Annotated in this window: 16 protein-coding genes and 1 pseudogene; 13 read left to right on the plus strand and 4 right to left on the minus strand. The window is 69.6% G+C overall.

What is annotated here, in order from left to right:
* Positions 1-12 precede the first annotated feature (12 nt).
* The 5 genes from FHR84_RS11775 (at position 13) to FHR84_RS11795 (ending at position 7,084) form a co-directional block, all read left to right on the plus strand.
* Positions 13-684 (plus strand): AIM24 family protein, encoded by a 672-nt coding sequence (locus tag FHR84_RS11775; protein ID WP_179535542.1) that lies wholly within the window; start codon positions 13-15, stop codon positions 682-684.
* A 166-nt stretch (positions 685-850) separates the two neighbouring features.
* Positions 851-1,054 carry a cold-shock protein gene (locus FHR84_RS11780; RefSeq protein WP_017973067.1) on the plus strand — a complete coding sequence of 68 codons (204 nt, stop codon included), beginning with the start codon at positions 851-853 and terminating at the stop codon, positions 1,052-1,054.
* A 300-nt stretch (positions 1,055-1,354) separates the two neighbouring features.
* The gene (locus FHR84_RS11785; RefSeq protein ID WP_179535543.1) at positions 1,355-2,647 is read left to right on the plus strand and encodes a protein kinase domain-containing protein; all 1,293 of its coding nucleotides are present in this window, start codon (positions 1,355-1,357) and stop codon (positions 2,645-2,647) included.
* Between the two features lie 245 nt (positions 2,648-2,892).
* Entirely contained in the window at positions 2,893-4,551 is a 1,659-nt protein-coding gene (gene groL / locus FHR84_RS11790; RefSeq protein ID WP_179535544.1) for a chaperonin GroEL, read from the plus strand.
* 472 nt (positions 4,552-5,023) lie between these two features.
* The gene (locus tag FHR84_RS11795) at positions 5,024-7,084 is read left to right on the plus strand and encodes a beta-N-acetylglucosaminidase domain-containing protein (protein WP_179535545.1); all 2,061 of its coding nucleotides are present in this window, start codon (positions 5,024-5,026) and stop codon (positions 7,082-7,084) included.
* Between the two features lie 21 nt (positions 7,085-7,105).
* On the opposite strand, the gene FHR84_RS11800 is transcribed toward FHR84_RS11795, so the two are convergent.
* Together FHR84_RS11800 and FHR84_RS11805 are read right to left on the minus strand one after the other, a co-directional pair.
* Complete coding sequence (locus FHR84_RS11800) at positions 7,106-7,363, minus strand: PspC domain-containing protein (RefSeq protein ID WP_179535546.1); 258 nt, start codon at positions 7,361-7,363, stop codon at positions 7,106-7,108.
* Positions 7,364-7,501: 138 nt separating this feature from the next.
* The gene (locus tag FHR84_RS11805; RefSeq protein ID WP_179535547.1) at positions 7,502-8,059 is read right to left on the minus strand and encodes a suppressor of fused domain protein; all 558 of its coding nucleotides are present in this window, start codon (positions 8,057-8,059) and stop codon (positions 7,502-7,504) included.
* Between the two features lie 231 nt (positions 8,060-8,290).
* Here FHR84_RS11805 and FHR84_RS11810 point away from each other — a divergent pair, with 231 nt between their 5' ends.
* Positions 8,291-9,190, plus strand: a complete 900-nt coding sequence (locus tag FHR84_RS11810) for an AAA family ATPase (protein WP_179535548.1) — start codon at positions 8,291-8,293, stop codon at positions 9,188-9,190.
* Positions 9,191-9,359: 169 nt separating this feature from the next.
* On the opposite strand, the gene FHR84_RS11815 is transcribed toward FHR84_RS11810, so the two are convergent.
* Positions 9,360-9,614: a hypothetical protein gene (locus tag FHR84_RS11815; protein ID WP_179535549.1), complete on the minus strand. Its 255-nt coding sequence runs from the start codon at positions 9,612-9,614 to the stop codon at positions 9,360-9,362.
* A 222-nt stretch (positions 9,615-9,836) separates the two neighbouring features.
* Positions 9,837-10,767: pseudogene (locus tag FHR84_RS23250) on the minus strand (LacI family DNA-binding transcriptional regulator).
* 142 nt (positions 10,768-10,909) lie between these two features.
* Between FHR84_RS23250 and FHR84_RS22430 the strand changes: the two are divergent.
* From FHR84_RS22430 to FHR84_RS11860, 7 genes are all read left to right on the plus strand, one after another.
* Positions 10,910-11,467, plus strand: coding sequence for a hypothetical protein (locus FHR84_RS22430; RefSeq protein ID WP_246300493.1), 558 nt, complete (start codon positions 10,910-10,912; stop codon positions 11,465-11,467).
* Between the two features lies 1 nt (position 11,468).
* On the plus strand, positions 11,469-12,389 hold the full coding sequence (purU, locus tag FHR84_RS11835) for a formyltetrahydrofolate deformylase (protein ID WP_246300494.1): 921 nt from the start codon (positions 11,469-11,471) through the stop codon (positions 12,387-12,389).
* Positions 12,390-12,572: 183 nt separating this feature from the next.
* Positions 12,573-13,685 carry a vWA domain-containing protein gene (locus FHR84_RS11840; protein WP_179535550.1) on the plus strand — a complete coding sequence of 371 codons (1,113 nt, stop codon included), beginning with the start codon at positions 12,573-12,575 and terminating at the stop codon, positions 13,683-13,685.
* Positions 13,686-14,193: 508 nt separating this feature from the next.
* Positions 14,194-14,751 (plus strand): (2Fe-2S)-binding protein, encoded by a 558-nt coding sequence (locus FHR84_RS11845; protein WP_179535551.1) that lies wholly within the window; start codon positions 14,194-14,196, stop codon positions 14,749-14,751.
* Positions 14,751-17,210, plus strand: coding sequence for a xanthine dehydrogenase family protein molybdopterin-binding subunit (locus FHR84_RS11850; protein WP_179535552.1), 2,460 nt, complete (start codon positions 14,751-14,753; stop codon positions 17,208-17,210). The genes FHR84_RS11845 and FHR84_RS11850 overlap by 1 nt, the downstream gene beginning before the upstream one ends.
* Positions 17,207-18,061 (plus strand): FAD binding domain-containing protein, encoded by an 855-nt coding sequence (locus FHR84_RS23255; protein ID WP_179535553.1) that lies wholly within the window; start codon positions 17,207-17,209, stop codon positions 18,059-18,061. The genes FHR84_RS11850 and FHR84_RS23255 overlap by 4 nt, the downstream gene beginning before the upstream one ends.
* 324 nt (positions 18,062-18,385) lie before the next feature.
* On the plus strand, positions 18,386-19,270 hold the full coding sequence (locus FHR84_RS11860; protein WP_179535840.1) for an SRPBCC domain-containing protein: 885 nt from the start codon (positions 18,386-18,388) through the stop codon (positions 19,268-19,270).
* Positions 19,271-19,393 lie beyond the last annotated feature (123 nt).

A 19,393-nucleotide genomic window follows, 5' to 3' on the forward strand; every position in this document is an offset into this window, starting at 1 on the left:
CCTGGAGGGGTAGTGCAGGTCCGAACTCGCCATTCGCCTTCGTTCGGAGTGGCGCGACTCGTGCTCGCGGCCGGTGAGGTCGCGCGCACCGGATCCGAGGCGATGGCCACCAGTTACGGGGTGGCGGGCACTTCACCGGCCCGTGCGGGCAAACGCGGGTCCTGGGGGATCAAGCCCGGGGGCGGCTCGGTTCAGGAGAGGAGCTACACGGCCGGTCCGCAGGGCGGATGGGTCGACGTGGCCCCGAGCTTCCCCGGGGACGTGCACACCGTCGAGATGGACGGCCGGCGGGGTTGGTGCGTGGCCAGGGACTCGTGGCTCGCCGCGGCGGGAACCGTCCGACTCGACGCGGGGTGGAACGGGTTCCGGGAGATTTTCGGGGGCCAGCCGGGATTTCTCGCCCATGCGGGCGGACAGGGACAACTCGTACTGGCCTGCTGCGGGGCGCTGGACGTGCACGAGCTCCAGCCCGGGGAGATCGTGTCCATGGACACCGGTCACCTCGTGGCCTATGTGGACACCTTGCAGTGCAGGCTCCGCCAGTCCGAGCAGGGGCGCGCGCAGTCCATGCGCACGGGCGACGGTCTGGTCGTGGATTTCGCCGGGCCGGGGCGGGTGGTCGCGCAGAGTCGCAACCCGCGTCGGATGACGTCCTGGTCGCAGCACAGCGGAAACGGACGTTGAACGACGTTCCTCCTCGTTCCGGGCGATTCGCCGTGTCACGCAACGCATCGGACGCGGGAAAAATCCGCACGATCGAGAACGGGACGGATCCGTTCGTGTGCGGTAGCGTAGCGATTGCTACATCGGCGCCCCGTGGCGTCGCGCAACATATTTCGAGGAGGACGCCGTGGCAGTCGGCACGGTCAAGTGGTTCAACCCCGAGAAGGGCTACGGATTCATCGCCACGGACAACGGTTCGGATGTTTTCGTGCACTACTCGGCGATCGACATGGACGGGTTCCGGACTCTCGACGAAGGGGACCGGGTCGAGTACGAGGTGAAGCCGGGACGGGACGGTCGTAGTCAGGCCGACGGCGTCCGCAAACTCTGACCGACGTTTCTCCGGTCGAGTTGTTGGTGGGGACGGGGTTCTTCCTTCGGCGCTGGCGGCGCCGGAGCACACCCCCCCGAGCAGCTCGTACCGCCGCGGGGTCTTCCGTACGTGCTCCCGCGAGGACTGCCCCGACGTCGGGTACTCGCTACCCGAGGACGGGACACTCGCCCACGAGACCGCGGGAGGCTCCGCTCGTCGGAATCCCCACGCGAACCGGGACGGCGAAATCCGGATGGGACCGGAATTCGTGAACCGCACCTGCGGACGTCGGCGGTGCGGGAACGTTAGGCTGCCGTTGTGTCGGAAGACCTCACCGGGAGCCGTCTCGGCCACTACAAGATCGAAGGAGTACTCGGTCGCGGTGGCATGAGCGTCATGTACCGCGCCACCGATGTCCGTCTGGGGCGCAAGGTCGCCCTCAAGGTGATGGGTGAGCACATCACCGGTGACGGCGAGTTCCGCGAGCGGTTCGTCGACGAGGCGCGCAACACCTCGGCCATCGATCACGCCAACATCGTCCCGCTGTACGACTTCGGAGAAGTCGACGGGATGCTCTACATCGCCATGCGGCTCGTCGACGGTTCCGATCTCGCGAGCCTCATCTCGGAGGGTCCGATGGACCCCAGCCGGGCGGTCGAACTGCTGGCCCAGGCGGCCGAGGCCCTCGACACGCTGCACGAGCAGGGGCTCGTGCACCTGGACCTGAAACCGGCCAACGTGTTGGTCACCTCGCGCGAGGCCGCCCACGAGCACGTCTACCTGGCCGACTTCGGGCTGACCAGGCGAGGGGCCACCGGGCACCGCACCAGCAGCGGGGACTTCCTCGGCTCGCCCACCTACGCCGCCCCGGAGCACCTGCGTGGCGAGTCGGTGGACGGGCGTACCGATCTCTACGCGCTCGCCTGCATGCTCTACGCGTGTCTGACCGGCGGTCCTCCGTACAAGGGCGAGGTGCAGGAGGTGATCCAGGGGCATCTGCGGACGGAGGCCCCGCGGGTCACCTCGCGGGTGCCGTTGCCGCCCGCGGTGGACGAGGTGCTGCGCCGTGGGATGGGCAAGACCCCCGACCAGCGCTACGGGACCTGCAAGGAGCTGATCTCCGCGGCGAAGAGCGCCCTGGAGTCGGGCAAGCGGGCCGAGCAGACCCCGGCCTCCGGACCGTTGCCGGCCCAGTCGGGGCCCGTGCCGATGCCGCCGCAGCCGGGTACGCCCCCGGGCGGCAGTCCGGGAGCGGGTCCGCCTCCGGCGGGCGCGCCGGTTCCGGGAGGACAGCCGTTCCCCGGCGGCCCCGGGCAGCCCGTGCCTCCGGGGCAGCCACCGCCTCCGCCCGCCAGGGGGGAACCGGTTCGAGTGCGTCCGCCCATGCCCGCCCAGTCGACCTCCTTCGCGCGGAAGTCGGACAGTTCGGCCCGGTGGCTGGTTCCGATACTGGTGATCGCGGCCGTGACCGTGATCGTGGTGATGTTCATCATCATGAGCGAGACGGTCAGTTCCGCGCCCCCGGTGGACGGCGGATTCCCCGGGAACGGTGGGAGCGCGGGAAGTCCCACCCCGGGGGAGGACGGTCCGAGCGCTGCGTCGTTCGGGTGAGTGTGGCACCTCGCGGTGTCTCTTCCGCGCGGCGGCTTGCACTCACAACCGGTGAGTGCTAAACACGATACTGGCACTCAGTAGGGGTGAGTGCCAGGTCGGGACGGTGAGGCCGTATCCGCTCGCATGGACAAGCGTGACGGGGACCGGTCGTCCGTCGCGGGCACCGAGCCTGGCCGAGCACGAGTCCTGCCGTGGAGCCGTCCGGTCCCACGGCGTCCAAAAAGCTGGAGGACCACACCGCAATGGCCAAGATGATCGCGTTCGACGAGGACGCCCGCCGCGGTCTCGAGCGCGGCATGAACACCCTCGCCGACGCCGTCAAGGTGACGCTCGGCCCGAAGGGCCGCAACGTCGTGCTCGAGAAGAAGTGGGGCGCGCCGACCATCACCAATGACGGTGTCTCCATCGCCAAGGAGATCGAGCTCGACGACCCCTGGGAGAAGATCGGGGCCGAGCTCGTCAAGGAGGTCGCCAAGAAGACCGACGACGTCGCCGGTGACGGCACCACGACCGCCACCGTTCTGGCCCAGGCGCTGGTGCGCGAGGGCCTGCGCAACGTCGCGGCAGGTGCCAGCCCGACCGCCCTGAAGAGGGGTATCGAGAAGGCGAGCGAGGCGGTCGCCGAGCAGCTGCTCAAGAACGCCACGGAAATCGAGACCAAGGAACAGATCGCCGCCACCGCCGCCATCTCCGCCGGTGACTCCCAGATCGGTGAGCTGATCGCCGAGTCGATGGACAAGGTGGGCAAGGAAGGCGTCATCACCGTCGAGGAGAGCAACACCTTCGGGCTCGAGCTCGAGCTCACCGAGGGCATGCGCTTCGACAAGGGCTACATCTCGCCCTACTTCGTGACCGACCAGGACAGGATGGAGGCGTCGCTGGACGACCCCTACATCCTGCTGCTGAGCTCGAAGATCTCCAACATCAAGGAGATGCTCTCCTTGTTGGAGAAGGTCATGCAGTCCAACAAGCCGCTGCTGATCATCGCCGAGGACATCGAGGGCGAGGCGCTGGCGACCCTGGTCGTCAACAAGATGCGCGGCACCTTCAAGTCCGTTGCCGTCAAGGCACCCGGCTTCGGTGACCGCCGCAAGGCGATGCTGCAGGACATGGCCATCCTCACCGGCGGCCAGGTCATCAGCGAGGAAGTCGGCCTCAAGCTGGACAGCGCGGACCTGAGCATGCTGGGCCGTGCCCGCAAGGTCGTGGTCTCCAAGGACGAGACCACCATCGTCGAGGGCGTCGGTGACGACGAGCAGATCTCCGGCCGGGTCAACGAGATCCGCGCCGAGATCGAGCGTTCGGACTCCGACTACGACCGGGAGAAGCTGCAGGAGCGGCTGGCCAAGCTGGCCGGCGGCGTGGCCGTCATCAAGGCGGGCGCGGCGACCGAGGTCGAGCTCAAGGAGCGCAAGCACCGGATCGAGGACGCGGTGCGCAACGCCAAGGCCGCCGTCGAGGAGGGTGTCCTCGCGGGTGGTGGCGTGGCCCTGCTGCAGGCCGCCGTCTCCGCCTTCGACAACCTCAACCTCGAGGGCGATGAAGCGACCGGCGCCAACAGCGTCCGCACCGCCGTCGAAGGCCCGCTCAAGCAGATCGCGATCAACTCCGGTCTCGAGGGCGGCGTCGTGGCCGAGAAGGTCAAGGGACTGCCGGCTGGACAGGGCCTCAACGCCGCGACCGGCGAATACGAGGACCTGATCCAGGCAGGCGTCATCGACCCGGCGAAGGTGACCCGCTCCGCCGTGCAGAACGCCTCCTCGATCGCGGGCCTCTTCCTGACCACCGAGGCCGTGGTCGCCGACAAGCCGGAGAAGAACGGCGGCGGCGAGGCTGCCGCTGACCCGACCGGCGGCATGGGCGGCATGGGCGGCATGGGTGGCATGGGCGGCATGATGTGACGTCCTCCGGGACGAACATCGGCGCTGCCACCGTCCGTCGCGGCACCCGTGCCGAGGCGTGAACGAGCACGCTGGACGAAAGGGCCGTTCCCCGCTCGGGGAGCGGCCCTTTCGCGCGTCGGCCCCCCTCGGCCGACGCTCCCGCCAACGGGACGTGGAACGCGGTGACGGGTCCGCGTTTCACTCGGGCAGGACCCCGGCGAGGACTCTTCCAGGAGGGCGTGCGGACCGGCCGACTTCCGAGTGGCCCACCGATGAGGCGGAACCGCGCGAGCGGTTGAGATCGGGACTTTCCTTCGGTCTCGTCGAGCTCGTCCGCTTACGCCCTCCCGGCTCCGGACAACCGTGGGATCCGTCCCCTGAACGGGTCGGGTGATTCGAACCCGGCCGCCCCGCCATGATTCACTTCGGTGAGGCCGCTTGCGAACGCGAACGACCGATCGGCATCGGTTGACGAACCAGAGGAGGCGCCGTGGACCGTTTCCGGCGAACCGCCCGCCGTCCGGCGGTGCTGGTGGCGTTGTCGTGCGTGCTCGCTCTTTTCGCGGTGGCCTGCACGAACGGTGCGCCGCCCTCGGGGCCGGAGGGGACCACCGATTCCGCGCGGCAGACCCGGACGAGCGACCGGGCCGACGACGGGTTGCCCGAGGTGGTGCCGAAACCGAGCCAGGTGCGTTCCGAGGGCGAGGACGTGGAGGTCGAGGGCAAGGTGGAGCTTGTCGTCGACCCGATGGTCGACCCGCAGACCCGTGATCTCGCGGTGCGCGTGCTGACCGAGGCGGGCGCCGCGAACGTGGTGGTGCGTCAGCCCGGCGACCCCGTCGACGGCTCGACCCTGCAGGTGCGTCTCGGAAACCGCTGGGCCCCGATGATCCGGAAGGAGCTCCAGCACTCGGGGCTGGACTTTCCGGACCGGAACGACGACGAGGAGGACCTGGCCGGGGAGAGCTACGCGATCACGGTGCACAGCGGGCAGGACCCCGCCGTGGTGCTCGGTGGTGTCGACGCGGCGGGAGCCTACTACGCGGTGCAGACGCTGCGGCAGATCACTTCCGCGGGGCGCATCGCCGGGGTGAGCATCCTGGACGAGCCGGACGTGCCGACGCGCGGGACGATCGAGGGGTTCTACGGGAGCCCCTGGACCCACGCGGAGCGGATGGACCAGCTGGCCTTCTACGGCTCCGTGAAGCTCAACACCTACGTCTACGCTCCGAAGGACGACCCCTACCACCGTGAGAAGTGGCGGGACCCCTACCCGACGGACCGGTTCGAGCAACTGCGCGATCTCGTGGAGCAGGCGGCCGCGCACCACGTGAAGTTCGTCTTCGCGGTCTCGCCCGGGCAGTCGATCTGTTTCAGCGACGAGCAGGACCGGCAGGCGTTGATCGCCAAGTTGCAGGCGATGTACGACATCGGGGTGCGCAGCTTCTCGGTGCCGTTCGACGACATCTCCTACACCGAGTGGAACTGCTCCGCCGACCGGGAGCGCTACGGGGCGCCCTCGCCGGAAGCGGCAGGCCGGGCCCAGGCCGAACTGATCAACGGGCTCGAGAGCGAGTTCGTCGACACCCATCCGGGGACCCTCCCGCTGCAGACGGTGCCCACCGAGTACTCGGACGCGGAGCGAACCCCCTACAAGACCGCGCTGAGCGGGGAGCTGTCCCCCTCGGTCGAGGTGATGTGGACCGGTGACGGTGTGATCCCGGAGGACGTCTCGGTCTCCGACGCCGCGGCGGCGGCCGAGGTGTGGGGTCGGGAACCGATGTTGTGGGACAACTACCCGGTAAACGATTTCGACGCCACCGAGGGCCTGCTGATGCTCGGCCCGTACGCGAAGCGGGAAAAGGGCCTGACGAAGAAGCTCGACGGCCTGATCATCAACCCGATGAACCAGGCGGCCGCGAGCAAGGTCGTCGAGATCTCGGCCGCCGACTTCGCGTGGAACAGCACGGGCTTCGACGCCGAGCGCGCGTGGCACCAGGCGGCGGAGTACCTCGCGGGTGATCGTTTCACCGAGAACGTGAGCGGCTTCGAGGCCGACGGCGCCACGGTCGACTCGCTGCTCGTGTTCTTCGATCTGAACCGCATGGCCCCCCTGCCGAGCGGGGAGCCGTGGCTGCGTCCGGCCCCCGAGCTGCGGAACAGATTGGAGGAGTTCCGGGAGGCGTGGAACTCGGACGGCGCAGGCAGGCAGCAGGCCGTTGCCGACCTGCGCGGCTACGCCCGGTCGATCGCGGACGCGCCGGAACGGATCGAGCAGAACGCGCCGAAGGACTTCGTCTCGGACGCGCGGCCGTGGTTGCGCGCGACCGATGCCTGGGGCGAGGCCTTGCTGACCACTCTGGACGGTTTCTCCGCGCGGGCCGACGGAAGCTCGGAAACGGCCGCGGACCGCTTCGATCAGGCGGCCGAGCTCGCCGACCGCGCAGAGTCGATACGCACCGTGCCCGGTGAGACCCGTCCCCAGGGGCGGGTGCGTGTCGCGGACGGGGTGCTCGACGAGTTCATCCGGCAGGCCCCGGACATGCGGTGAACCGCTTCGCGCGGTCGCCCGTCACTGCTCGGGAACTATGATCCAGCAGGCGAGGTAGAGCAGGAAGCCGAACCCGAAACCGATCAGCGTCGCGGCGACCAGCCCGATGCGGACGATCGTGACGTCCACGCCGAGCAGTTCCGCCGCCCCGCCGCACACTCCGGCGATCATGCGTTCGTCGCGGGAACGGCGGAACCTGCGGTGTTTCGTGGCGGTTCCGGGGCGGACGACCCCGGTCTCGGGAACGGCGTGTTCGCGGTGCTCATCCTGGTGCGTCATGGCTCCATGGAACGGCGAGAACACCCCCGCCCGCCTCGGGGAACACCCCCGGGTTACCCGGAGTTCCACCACCGCCGGCTCGGGGAACCGGCGGTTCGGGTGCGCCTCATCCCCGGGGGCTCGCGGAGGGCCCGGGGATCAGGCCACGGAGGGCCGGAAGGCATCGAGCAGATCGCTGTCGTGCTGCTCCCACCGGTCGTAGAGCACGTCGCTGCCGTAGCGCGCCACGAGTTGCGCCTCGCCCCGCGATATCGGCAGCAGGGTGATGATGCGCAGTACGGCCTCCCCCGAGTCGTCGCGGAGGATGTCGAAGTCCTCGCCCAGGTAGGGGTGGGGAGCGGCCAGGGCTCCGCTGACCTCGGTTTCCGGGAGCAGCGCCCTGTCGTTCATGATCAGTGCGCCCGGGCCCACGCGGCTGTTCGACTCCTCCAGCAGTTCGGCGATGACGCCGGTCAGGTGCCGCGCCTGCCTCTCCTGTCCACTGTGCAGTGTGCAAACCAGCTCGTGCGGCAGTGGTGCGCCCGCCGCGTGCGAGCGCAGTCCGTTGGTGAGCACCGAGATGTGCGCGCCGTGCGGTGGGTCGCAGTAGACGAGGTGATACCCCCGCTCCCGCGAATCGGTCTCCTGGCTGTCCGCGCCGCGAATCCTGCCGAGGTACTTCTCGACATGGGCGGGGAATCCGCTGAACCGGTTCAAGATCCACCTCGGCTGTACGTGGTCCTTACTCGCGTAAGTATGGCTTCCGGTCCTCCGGGAGGAACGGGCGGGATTCGGTACCGCTCGCGTCGTCCGCCGAACGGGCTCTGCCGGAAAGCTCCCGGGAACGAGGCGTGTGCGTCGAGGGCCTCCACCCGGCCCTGCCGGACCGGCCGGTTCGCGGGACCCGCGGGAGAGCGCACAACGTGATCCGTCGCATACGCTCGCGACATGTTCGACGATCGCAGCTCCGCCGCGCCGGACTCGCCCACCGACGTCTCCGCGGCGTTGCGGAACACCGGCTACCTTCCGGACGAGGGCATAGCCACGGCGGCTTTTCTCGCCGCCAGCATGGGACGGCCGCTGTTGTGCGAGGGGGAGCCGGGCACCGGCAAGACGGCGCTCGCGCACGCCCTGTCCAGCGCCTACGGAGCCGAGCTGATCAGGTTGCAGTGCCACGAGGGCATCGACGCCGCCCAGGCGCTCTACGAGTGGGACTTCCCGCGCCAGCTGCTGCACCTGCGGACGCTGGAAGCCACGGCGGAGGAGGGGATCGACACCGCGCGGGCGGAGGCCTCGCTCTACACCTCCCGCTTCCTGCTGGCACGGCCGCTGCTGCGTGCGCTGTGGCAGGCTCCCTGCGTGCTGCTGGTCGACGAGATCGACCGCGCCGACGACGAGTTCGAGGCCTTCCTGCTCGAGGTGCTTTCCGACTACACCGTGAGCATCCCCGAGTTCGGGACCGTGGAGGCGCGGCGTCCCCCGTTCGTGCTGCTGACCTCCAACCGCACCCGCGAGGTGCACGACGCGCTCAAACGCCGGTGCCTCTACCACTGGCTGGAGCACCCGGACCTGCGGCGTGAGGTGGCCATCCTGCGCAGCCGGGTCCCCGGCCTGGAGGAGCGGCTGGCCGAGCAGGTGGCGGACGCGGTACGCCGGATGCGTTCCATGGAGCTGCTCAAGCCACCGGGGGTCGCCGAATCGATCGACTGGGCGAACGCGCTGCTCGCGCTCGGCAGGGCGGAACTGGACACCGAGACCGCCGCCCGCACCCTGGGAACGGTGCTGAAGTACCGCGAGGACACCCAGCGGGTGCGTGCCTCCGGCGAGGTGCTGGGGTTCGGCGTCTGATCGAAGTTTCCCCGCCTCCCCCCGCCGTGGGCGGTCGCTGAGCGGAACCTCTCGCGGCGGCGCCGCCTGCGGGAGCGGTCGTTGCGGCGCCGGGAGCGCCGAAACGTCCGCGCAACCACCTACGACGGGGAGAACGGGGAACCTCGGTGCGGCGGTGTGCGGATTCCGGTTACTCCGCTTCGGTCTCGTCCGAATCGAGCACGGTCTTCCAGGCGGCCTCCTGCGGTTCGGTCATCCCGCCGATCACGAACTCGCCGTCCTCGTTGAAGATCGGCCCGCCCGCCTGGGCGGTCGCCGCGGTCTGCGCGAGGGTGGCGTGCACTTGGGCGCGTGCCAGGTACGTACGTTCGCTTTCCGGGTCGTTCTGCTCCGATGCTTCGGTGAGCAGGCGCTGCGCGGTCTTGAAGTGTTCGGGCCCAGTCATACCGGCAACCCTGCCAGACCGGGCTCCGGCTTCACACGGGCGTGTAAAACGCGCTCCGAAAACCGCTGCTCCGAAACCGCGCCTGTTCCCCGCTGCCCGTCCCGGAGACGCTCCGGACGGCGGTACCGGTTCCGCGCGTGCCGACTCCCCGAACCGCTCGGTGCGCCGCGGGGCCTCCGGTGAACGGGACACCACTGGTGCGAAGAGCGGGAACGGCCGCCGTCAGGCCGATTCGCGGACGATCACCCGCCCGGGGACCGCGTCGAGCCCGGTGGTGTCGAGCTCCAGAACGGTGCGTGCCGCCAGGCGCCCGTGCGATTCGGCATCGATGTGGACGGTCGTGAGGGCGGGCGTGACCAGCTCGCCGTACTCGGTGTCGTCGAATCCGATCACGGCCACGTCGTCGGGAACGCGGTACCCGAGGTCGTGCAGTCCCGTGACGACGCGGAGCGCGATGTCGTCGTCGAAAGCGGCGATCGCGCTCGGGGGAGGGGAGGTGTCGAGGAAATCCCGCACGGCAACGGTGCCCGCGCTCCTGGGGCGCGGCACCGCGAACCACCGAAGCGGGGGGAGTCCCAGGGTTCGCGCGGCCTCCCGCGCGAAGCGCAGTCGAACCCCGCTCAGGGGCGATTCGGGGTCGGGCAGTGCCATGGCGATCCGCGTGTGACCGCGCTCGGCGAGGTGACGGAGTTGCATCGAGGTGTGTGCGGCGAGCCCGTCCCGCCAGCCGCCGCCCTGGTCCCCGAGCGCGTCACCGGTCAGGTACGCCTCGCCGAGTCGCAGCACCGCCCGGGGAGTGATCGCGTCGAGCACCTGCCGGGTGGACCGTGCCGTGGGAGTGCAGTGCCGGACCATCAGCTCGTGCTCGTGCTCGGCGAGCTCCTCGTCGAGCCCGCGGGTGAAGCTGCGCGAGTAGTTGCCCTCGAAACTGGTGTCGACGTTGAGCACGACGATTCGGGACGTCCCCTCCCGCAGCGCGGGCGATGCCGTGCGGCGCGTAGCCGAGTTCACGCGCCGTGCGCAGTACCCGTTCCCGGGTGGCCGCCGAGATCGTCTGGTTCGGGGTGTCGTTGAGGGCGAAACTCACAGTGGCTCGGGACACGCCGCTGGCGTCGGCCACGTCCCGCAGCGTCACCCGGTCGACATCGCTCATCATCACATCCCGTATCGGTCGTGACCCGAGGCTACCGAGCTCTCGAGCCGGTATCCGTTTCCGGATCCGTTCCACGGTTCCGCCTAACTAGCTCGATTCAGTGCTGGTCAACTCATTTTTTGATACCGGAAGGGAAACCGCCATGACGGCATCCAGTCTTCAGGACGGCATCGATCAGGCGGGGTCACCCTCGAGTCTGCTGTGGAAGCCGAACGCCGCACCTTGGTTGCCGGAAGTGGTCGAATCCGAGTACGCGGGCTGGCGTGCGGAGCAGCGCGCCTGGCACGAGGGCGTGGCGTTCCTGGAGCTCTCGCACCACATGTTCGACACCTTCCTGCGGGGGCCGGATGCCACGCGGTTGCTGATGGACGTCAGCGCGAACGAGCTCCGCGACTGCGCCGTCGGGCAGGCGAAGCAGTTCGTCCCGGTCACTCCTGCCGGTCACATCGTCAGCGACGGCATCCTGCTGCGCTACGCCGCGCGATTCGGCGTCGGCACGAGTGCGGGCATCGCCAGGAAGTACGGGCTGTCGTTGATGACCAATCTGATGGGGACTGCCGGCCCCGACCGGTTCCTGCACACTCTTGCCCGGAACTATGACGTCCGGCGTCACGGTGAGATCGAACTGCACTTTTACACCTTCGGTGGGCTCAGAGCCACAGCGGACTGGGTCACCGAGTTCCGGCGGAAGGAAAGCTGACTTGACTGCAGAACCGGCGACGTCGCGGACGGGGTCGCCCGTCCCGCCCCAGAACCACGCGCTGTCGGAGGACCACGCCTCGCTGATCGTGCAGGGCGAGGACCGCACCGGCATCGTCGCCGCGGTCAGCGCGGTGCTGAGCGGGCACGGCGCGAACATCGTCTCGCTGGACCAGTACTCCGACGACCCGCGGGGCGGTGCGTTCTACCAGCGCACGGTGTTCAGGCTCGACAACCTCAAGGCCGTGCTGCCCACGATCGAGCGGGATCTGGAAACCGAGCTGGCCGGGGGGTTCAACCTCGGCTTCACGCTGCGCGACATGTCGGTGCCCAAACGCGTCGCGGTCTTCGCCTCCAGGGAGGACCACTGCCTGCTCGACCTGCTGTGGCGGCACCGGCGGGGCCAGCTGCCGGTGACTATCTCGATGGTCGTCTCCAACCACACCGACACCGCCGACGAAGTGCGTGCCTTCGGCATCCCGTTCGTGCACGTGCCCACGGGTGAAATGGGCAAACCGGCCGCCGAGGCCGAACACCTGCGGTTGCTGCGGGGCAACGTGGACTTCGTCGTGCTGGCCCGGTACATGCGGATCCTGTCCGGCGACTTCATCGCGAACCTGGGGGTGCCGATCATCAACATCCACCACTCGTTCCTGCCCGCCTTCATCGGGGCGGCCCCCTACGCCAAGGCCAAGGAGCGCGGGGTCAAGCTCGTCGGAGCCACCGCCCACTACGTGACCGAGGACCTCGACGAGGGACCGATCATCGAGCAGGACGTCGTGCGGGTGACCCACGCCGACACCGTCGCCGACATCCGGCGTCGCGGTGCCGACGTCGAGCGCACCGTGCTTTCCCGCGCGGTGCGGTGGCACAGCGAGGACCGCGTGGTCCGCACCGACAACAGCACCATCGTCTTCGCCTGATCGAGGTCCCGGAACGTCGGAGCGGGCGGACCGGTGACTGGTCGCCGAGCTCCCCGGCGGGCCGGTTCCGCCTCGCCCCGGTCCGCGAGGCGCGGGGCGTCGAACCCCGCGTCGGATTACCCGGGTCTCCGAACCGGCGTCGGAACCGGGCCGTGATCGCCGCGCGAGGTGCACAATGCGGATATGAATGAGGTGGGTCACGCGCTGGAAGGGCTCGTCGGGTTCGCTCGTGCGCTGCGCCACTCGGGGCTGAACTGCGATCCGGGGCGGGTCAGGGCCTTTCTGGACGCCACCGCCCACGTCGATCTGACCGAGTGGACGCGGTTGTACTGGGCGGCCAGGTTGACCCTGTGCTCCGAGCCGGATGACCTGCCGCTGTTCGACGCCGCGTTCGCCGCCTGGTTCGGCGGGCTCCCCGAATCCGGTGGCGCGGTGGCCCGGCACCGTGCCGTCCGTCCGCGCGCGGCCCCGCTCGGTGGGGAGTCGCACGGGGAGTCCGAGGCCTCGGAGACCGAGGAGCTGGCCGTTGCCGGCGATGTGGAGACACTGCGCAGGAGGGACCTCGCCGAACTGGGCGAGGCCGAGCGGGCGCACCTGCGCAGGATGCTGTCCCAATTGGACCTGCGTCCGCCGCGACGTTCCTCGCTGCGGCGACGTCCCGCCCGGCGGGGAACACTGGATCCGGACGGGACCATGCGTGCCATGCTCCGGTCCGGCGGGGAGCCGGTGCGGCTCGCTCGCCGGGCGCGGGCGGGCAGGCCGCGCAGGGTGGTGCTGCTCGTCGACGTGTCCGGCTCGATGAGCGCCTACTCCGACGCCCTGCTGCGCTTCGCGCACTTGGTGGTGCGGGCGGCCCCGGCGAGTACCGAGGTCTTCACCCTGGGGACGCGGTTGACCAGGGTCACCCGCCAATTGCGGCAGCGCGATCCGGAGGTGGCGCTCATCTCGGCCGGTCGTGCCGTGCCGGACTTCTCCGGGGGAACCAGGCTGGGCGAGACCCTGCGCGCCTTCCTGGACCGCTGGGGGCAGCGCGGGGCGGCCAGGTCGGCCGTGGTGGTGCTGTTCTCGGACGGTTGGGAACGCGGGGACGCGGCCGAGCTCGCCGAGGCCGCGGGCAGGCTGCGCAGGCTGGCGCACGCCGTGCTGTGGGCCAATCCGCACGCGGGCCGCTCGGGGTACTCGCCCGTGCAGTCCGGGATAGCCGCGGCGCTGCCCCATGTGGACGCGCTGGTCGCCGGGCACAGCCTGGAGGCGTTGCGCGCGCTCTGGAAGGAAGTGCACCGTAGGAGCTCGTAGCGGAACTTTGCTCAGCGGGTCACTTGGCGGAACCTCGGTCGGCGCCCGGCTGCGGGTGCCCCGACATCGGGTAGGCACCTACACGACGTCGGGACCGTCCTCGCCGGGCACTCGACCGAGAGCCCGCGGTCGGTCGAGCTGCGCGGGCTCAGAGCACTTGCGTTGGACGGAGCCTCCTTCCGGGAGTTCCGGTCCGGTTTTTCGGTGGCTCGGGTTGCTCGGGTGGCGTGTTTCGGCGCTGCCGAGCCGAAGGAGAAACCGAGCCAACCGGTGACTCGATCGGTGAAGCCCCGCGCGTTCGCGGCGGAATTTCACCGGATCGTGGCCCGGAGTTCGCTGTGTCGCTGCCCGGACACGGCGCGTGTCGTCCGGGACCATGATCCCGACCGATCGTGGACTTGCTCGAACCGGTGAGGAGCAGCAGGCTCTAGTTGTGATTCCCGTCACTCTGACGGGTTGTTCCGATGTACGTCCGCGCACCGCGGGCCAGGCCCGTTGAGGAGGCCCAATGCCGCGCATAACCGTCGATGTCGACGGAACCACCTACACCGACGAGGTGCAGCCCAGAACCCTGCTGGTGCAGTACCTGCGCGAACAGCTCGGCAAAGTCGGCACCGTCGTCGGCTGCGACACCAGCAACTGCGGGGCCTGCACGGTCCACCTGGACGGGCAGAGCGTGAAGTCCTGCTCGGTGCTGGCCGTCCAGGCGGACGGGCACGAGGTGACCACCGTCGAAGCCCTCTCCCAAGAAGGAAGGCTGCATCCGCTGCAGCGGGCGTTCCACGACAACCACGCGTTGCAGTGCGGATTCTGCACCCCGGGGATGATCATGCAGGCCCTGGACCTGCTCGCGGAGAACCCCGAGCCGGACGACGAGCAGATCCGGGAAGGCCTGGAAGGCAACCTCTGCCGCTGCACGGGTTACCAGAACATAGTCCGCGCCGTGCGGGACGCCTCCGAACAGATGAGGCCGGGTGCGGGACCGGCCATGGAGCACTCCGGGGAGACACCGGCTCCGCGCGCTTCCAGCGAGCAGGCCGACGCACGTGTGACGGGAGGACAGTGATGACCGCCACGCCAGTGAGCCCGTCCGAACCGGAGCTCGGTCGCGCGCGCAAGCGCAAGGAGGACGCCCGGCTGGTCACCGGAAGGACACGCTGGACCGACAACATGAGCCCGCCCGGCACGGTGCACCTCGCCGTGCTCCGCAGCCCGGTGGCCCACGCCCGGATCAGCTCCATCGACACCTCTGAAGCCCGGAGGATGTCCGGGGTGCACGCGGTGGTGACCGGGGCCGACATCGCGCAACGGCAGGGCAGCCTGCCGTGCGCCTGGCCCGTGACCGAGGACATGAAGGCCCCCGACGCCCCCTCCATGGCGGTCGACTCGGTCAACTTCGCCGGTGAGGCCGTGGCCATGGTCGCAGCGCGCAGCGCGGCCGAGGCGCGCGACGCCCTGGACGCGATCGACGTCGACTACGAGGACCTCGACGTCGTGCTCGACATCGAGTCGGCGGCGCGGGACGGCTCCCCGCTGGTCCACGAGGAGCTGGGCACCAACCGCAACGCGACGTGGACCTTCGACTCGGTCGAGGCGGGGACCGGAGGCGACGTGGAGCAGGCGCTGCGGGACGCCGAGGTGCGGGTGGACCGCACCTTCCGGCAGCAGCGGTTGATCCCCGCGTTCATGGAGCCCCGCTCGGTTCTCGTCGACCCGACGGGGGAGCAGTACACGGTCTGGTCGGCCACCCAGGTGCCGCACATCCTGCGCACGATGATCGCCATGACGCTGGGGACCCCCGAGCACAAGGTCCGGGTGATCGCTCCGGACGTCGGAGGGGGGTTCGGCGGCAAGTTGCAGGTCACCCCCGAGGAGATGCTCACCTTCCTGATGGCCGAACAGCTCGGGCGCCCGGTCAAGTGGACCGAGTCCAGGTCCGAGACGATGATCTCCGGCCACCACGGCAGGGACCAGGTGCAGCGGCTCTCCCTGGCCGCGCGCGCGGACGGGACCGTCACCGGCCTCAAGGTCGACCTGCTCGCCGACATGGGGGCCTACCTGCGGCTGGTCTCGCCCGGGGTGCCGATTCTCGGCGCGTTGATGTTCAACTCGATCTACAAGTTCGACGCATATCGGTTCACCTGCACGAACGTGTTCACCAACAAGACACCGACCGATGCCTACCGGGGAGCGGGACGCCCCGAGGCGACCTTCGCGATCGAACGGATGATGGACGAGCTGGCTGCCGAGCTCGACATGGATCCGATGGAGGTCCGCCGCAGGAACTGGATCAGCCACGAGGAGTTCCCGTTCGACACCATCGCCGGGCTGACCTACGACTCCGGGAACTACGAGGCGGCAACGGACCGGGCGATGGAGATGTTCGGTTACCAGCAGCTGCGCGACGAGCAGGTGCAACGCAGGCAGCGCGGCGACACCGTCCAACTGGGTATCGGGATCTCCACCTTCACCGAGATGTGCGGGCTGGCTCCGTCCAGAGTGCTCGGTTCGCTGTCCTACGGAGCAGGGGGCTGGGAGCATTCCCAGGTCCGGGTGCTGCCCACCGGCAAGGTCGAGGTGGTCACCGGCACCTCGCCGCACGGGCAGAGCCACGTGACCGCCTGGAGCCAGATCGTCTCCGACCGGCTGGGCGTGCCCTTCGAGGACATCGAGGTGCTGCACGGTGACACGCAGTCCTCGCCGCGCGGTTTGGACACCTACGGGTCCCGCTCGCTCGCGGTCGGGGGGATCGCGGCTGTTCAGGCCTCCGACAAGGTGGTCGACAAGGCCGGGAAGATCGCGGCGCACATGCTGGAGTGCTCCGAACAGGACCTGGACTTCGCCGAAGGGCGGTTCGCCGTTCGCGGCACGGACAAGGGCGTGGGCATCACGGACGTGGCGCTGGCCGCGTTCACCGCCCACGACCTGCCCGAGGGAGTGGAGCCGAACCTCGACGCAGAGGCCAGTTACGACCCGGAGAACTTCTCCTTCCCGCACGGAACGCACCTGTGCGCCGCCGAGGTGGACACCGAGACCGGAGGGGTGCGCATCAGGTCCTACGTGTGCGTGGACGACGTCGGCAGCGTCGTCAACCCGCTCATCGTGGAGGGTCAGGTGCACGGTGGACTGGCCCAGGGGATCGCCCAGGCGTTGTACGAGGAGGCGATTCACGACGAGGACGGCACGCTGACGACCGCGACCTTCGCGGACTACCTGGTCCCGTCCACGATGGATCTACCCGAGTTCCGAACGGACCGCACCGAGACCGAGGCGACCTCCAACCCGCTCGGGGTCAAGGGAGTGGGCGAGGCGGGCACGATCGCCTCCACCCCGGCCGTGGTCAACGCGGTGGTCGACGCGATCAGGCACTACGGGGTCACCGATGTGCGGATGCCGTGCTCGCCGCAGCGGGTGTGGCGGGCCCTGTCCGAGGCCCGGTCGAGTTCCGCCACGGAGGCGGAATCCGGTGGCGGGCTCGGATCCAGTGACAGCGACGGTGGTTTCGCGACCGGAGGTGACAGGTGATTCCCGCTGAGTTCGACTACGTTGCCCCCTCCACGGTGGAGGAGGCGGTCCGGACCCTGAGCAGCGCGGGGGAGGACGCCAAAGTCCTGGCCGGAGGGCAGAGCCTGCTCCCGGTGCTGCGCATGAGGCTCGCCGATCCCTCGCTGGTGGTGGATCTCGGCAAGGTCGCCGAGATGCGCGGAATCCGCGAGGAAGGCGACGAACTGGTGATCGGCGCCATGACCAGTCACCACGATGTGCTGCGTGACGACCTGGTCTCCGAACACGCCGGGCTGATCGCGCTGACGACGCGGACCGTCGCCGACCCGCAGGTGCGGCACCGCGGGACGTTCGGGGGTTCCATAACCCACGCCGATCCCGCGGGCGACCTGTTGGCGCCCGTACTGGCGATGGACGCGGAGATGGTCGTGGCCGGTCCCTCCGGGAGGAGGAACATCGCGGCACGCGAGTTCTTCGTCGATTACTTCACCACGGCGATCGAGCCGGACGAGATCCTCGTCGAGGTCCGCTTGCCCAAGTACACGGGGTGGAGCGCGCACTACGAGAAGTTCAACCGGGTGGCACAGGCCTGGTCGGTGGTGGGAGTCGCGACCACGGTGCTCGTGGAAGGCGGGAAGATCGCCCGCGCGCGGGTCGGGCTGACCAACATGGGAGCGACCCCGATACGTGCGGAGGGCGTGGAGCAGGCGCTGCTCGGCGCGGCCCCCACGGAGGAGGCGATAAGGCAGGCGGCCGCGCGTGCCACCGAAGGAACGAGCGCGGGCAGCGACGCCAACGCCGATGTGGACTACCGGGAACACCTGGCCGAAGTCCTGACCGGGCGGGCGCTGGCCACCGCTGCGAGTTCTTAGAACCCTCATTCTTGGAATTCCGGCTCGGTTCGGTTTGCTCGGCGGTGCGGGTGGCGGAACCTCTCGCGGGCTCTCGCTCCGGCCAGGCCCGACATCGGGTAGCGGCCCGCACGACGTCGGGCCTTCCTCGCGAGAGCACCACGGGAGAACCCGCGACGGTGCCGCCTGCGCGGGCTCAGAGCGCCCGCGTTGGGCGGAGCCTTTCGCTGGAAGTGCTTGGCAAGGGTTCGGCGCTGGCGCGTCGAAGGGGCGACCTGGGAATTTTCCCGTGCCGCCAGCGGACCGCCGATCCGGACGGACGTTCGGCTGATGCGAGGAGGACCAGTGCAGCTGGAGCACGAATTCACCGTGCCGGTTCCGGTCGACGACGCCTGGCAGGCGCTGCTCGACCTGGAACGGGTGGCGCCGTGTATGCCGGGGGCGACGCTGAAAAGCGTGGAGGGAAACGAGTTCTCCGGCTCGGTCAAGGTCAAACTCGGTCCGGTGTCACTGCTGTACAAGGGCAGCGGCAGCTTCGCCTCGGTCGACCCCGAGGCGCGCCGGGCCGTCGTGGAAGCGAGCGGAAAGGACTCGCGTGGCAACGGCACCGCCTCGGCCACGGTGAGCGCGACACTGCGCTCCGAGGGAGCGAGCACCGCCGTGCACGTGGACACGGACCTGAAAGTAACCGGGAAGCCCGCGCAACTCGGGCGTGGGCTGATCTCCGAGGTGGCGGAGAAGCTGATCAACCAGTTCGCGGACTGCTTGGCCGAGCGGCTGACCGGCACCGAACCCGGCCAGGCCGCCGCACCGGCCACCGCCGAGGAAACAGCCGGTACGACCGGGGACGGGGACGGCCCCTCCGTCTCCGGGAACGGCCACCTCCCGGAAGGCGAACAGCCCGCCCCGGCGGGCGAGCAGGCGGACGAGCAGGAGCGGCAGGAGATCCCCGAAGGGCGGACCGGGTGGAAGGTCACCGGTGTCGAGTCCTCCGGACAGCGGCCGCACTCGGAAGCCGCGCGGACCGGAGGCGGGGGCTCCCCGGAGGGAGCCACACCCGGCGGGAAGCGGGAAGCGGCCGAGTTATCGGGGAGCTCCGAGGACGTGGTGGATCTGCTCGGCACGGCGGGGGTGCCGGTTCTGAAACGACTCGCCCCCGTGGCCGCCGTGGTGGCCGGGCTGGTCGTGGTTCTCGTGGTGCTGCGCAGGAGAGCGCGCGGACGACAGTGAGCGGGCCCCGGAACGCGGGCCGGTACCGGACGGTTCCGGGGCGCTCTTCGGTCGTGCGGTTCCTCGGGGGAGCGGCGTGCCCGGCCCGGTCGACGGGACGGGAGGCCCGGCGGGGTTCTTCGG

Origin of the sequence: Actinopolyspora biskrensis, assembly GCF_013408175.1 — a bacterium.
In the GTDB taxonomy this organism is placed as follows: Bacteria; Actinomycetota; Actinomycetes; order Mycobacteriales; family Pseudonocardiaceae; genus Actinopolyspora; species Actinopolyspora biskrensis.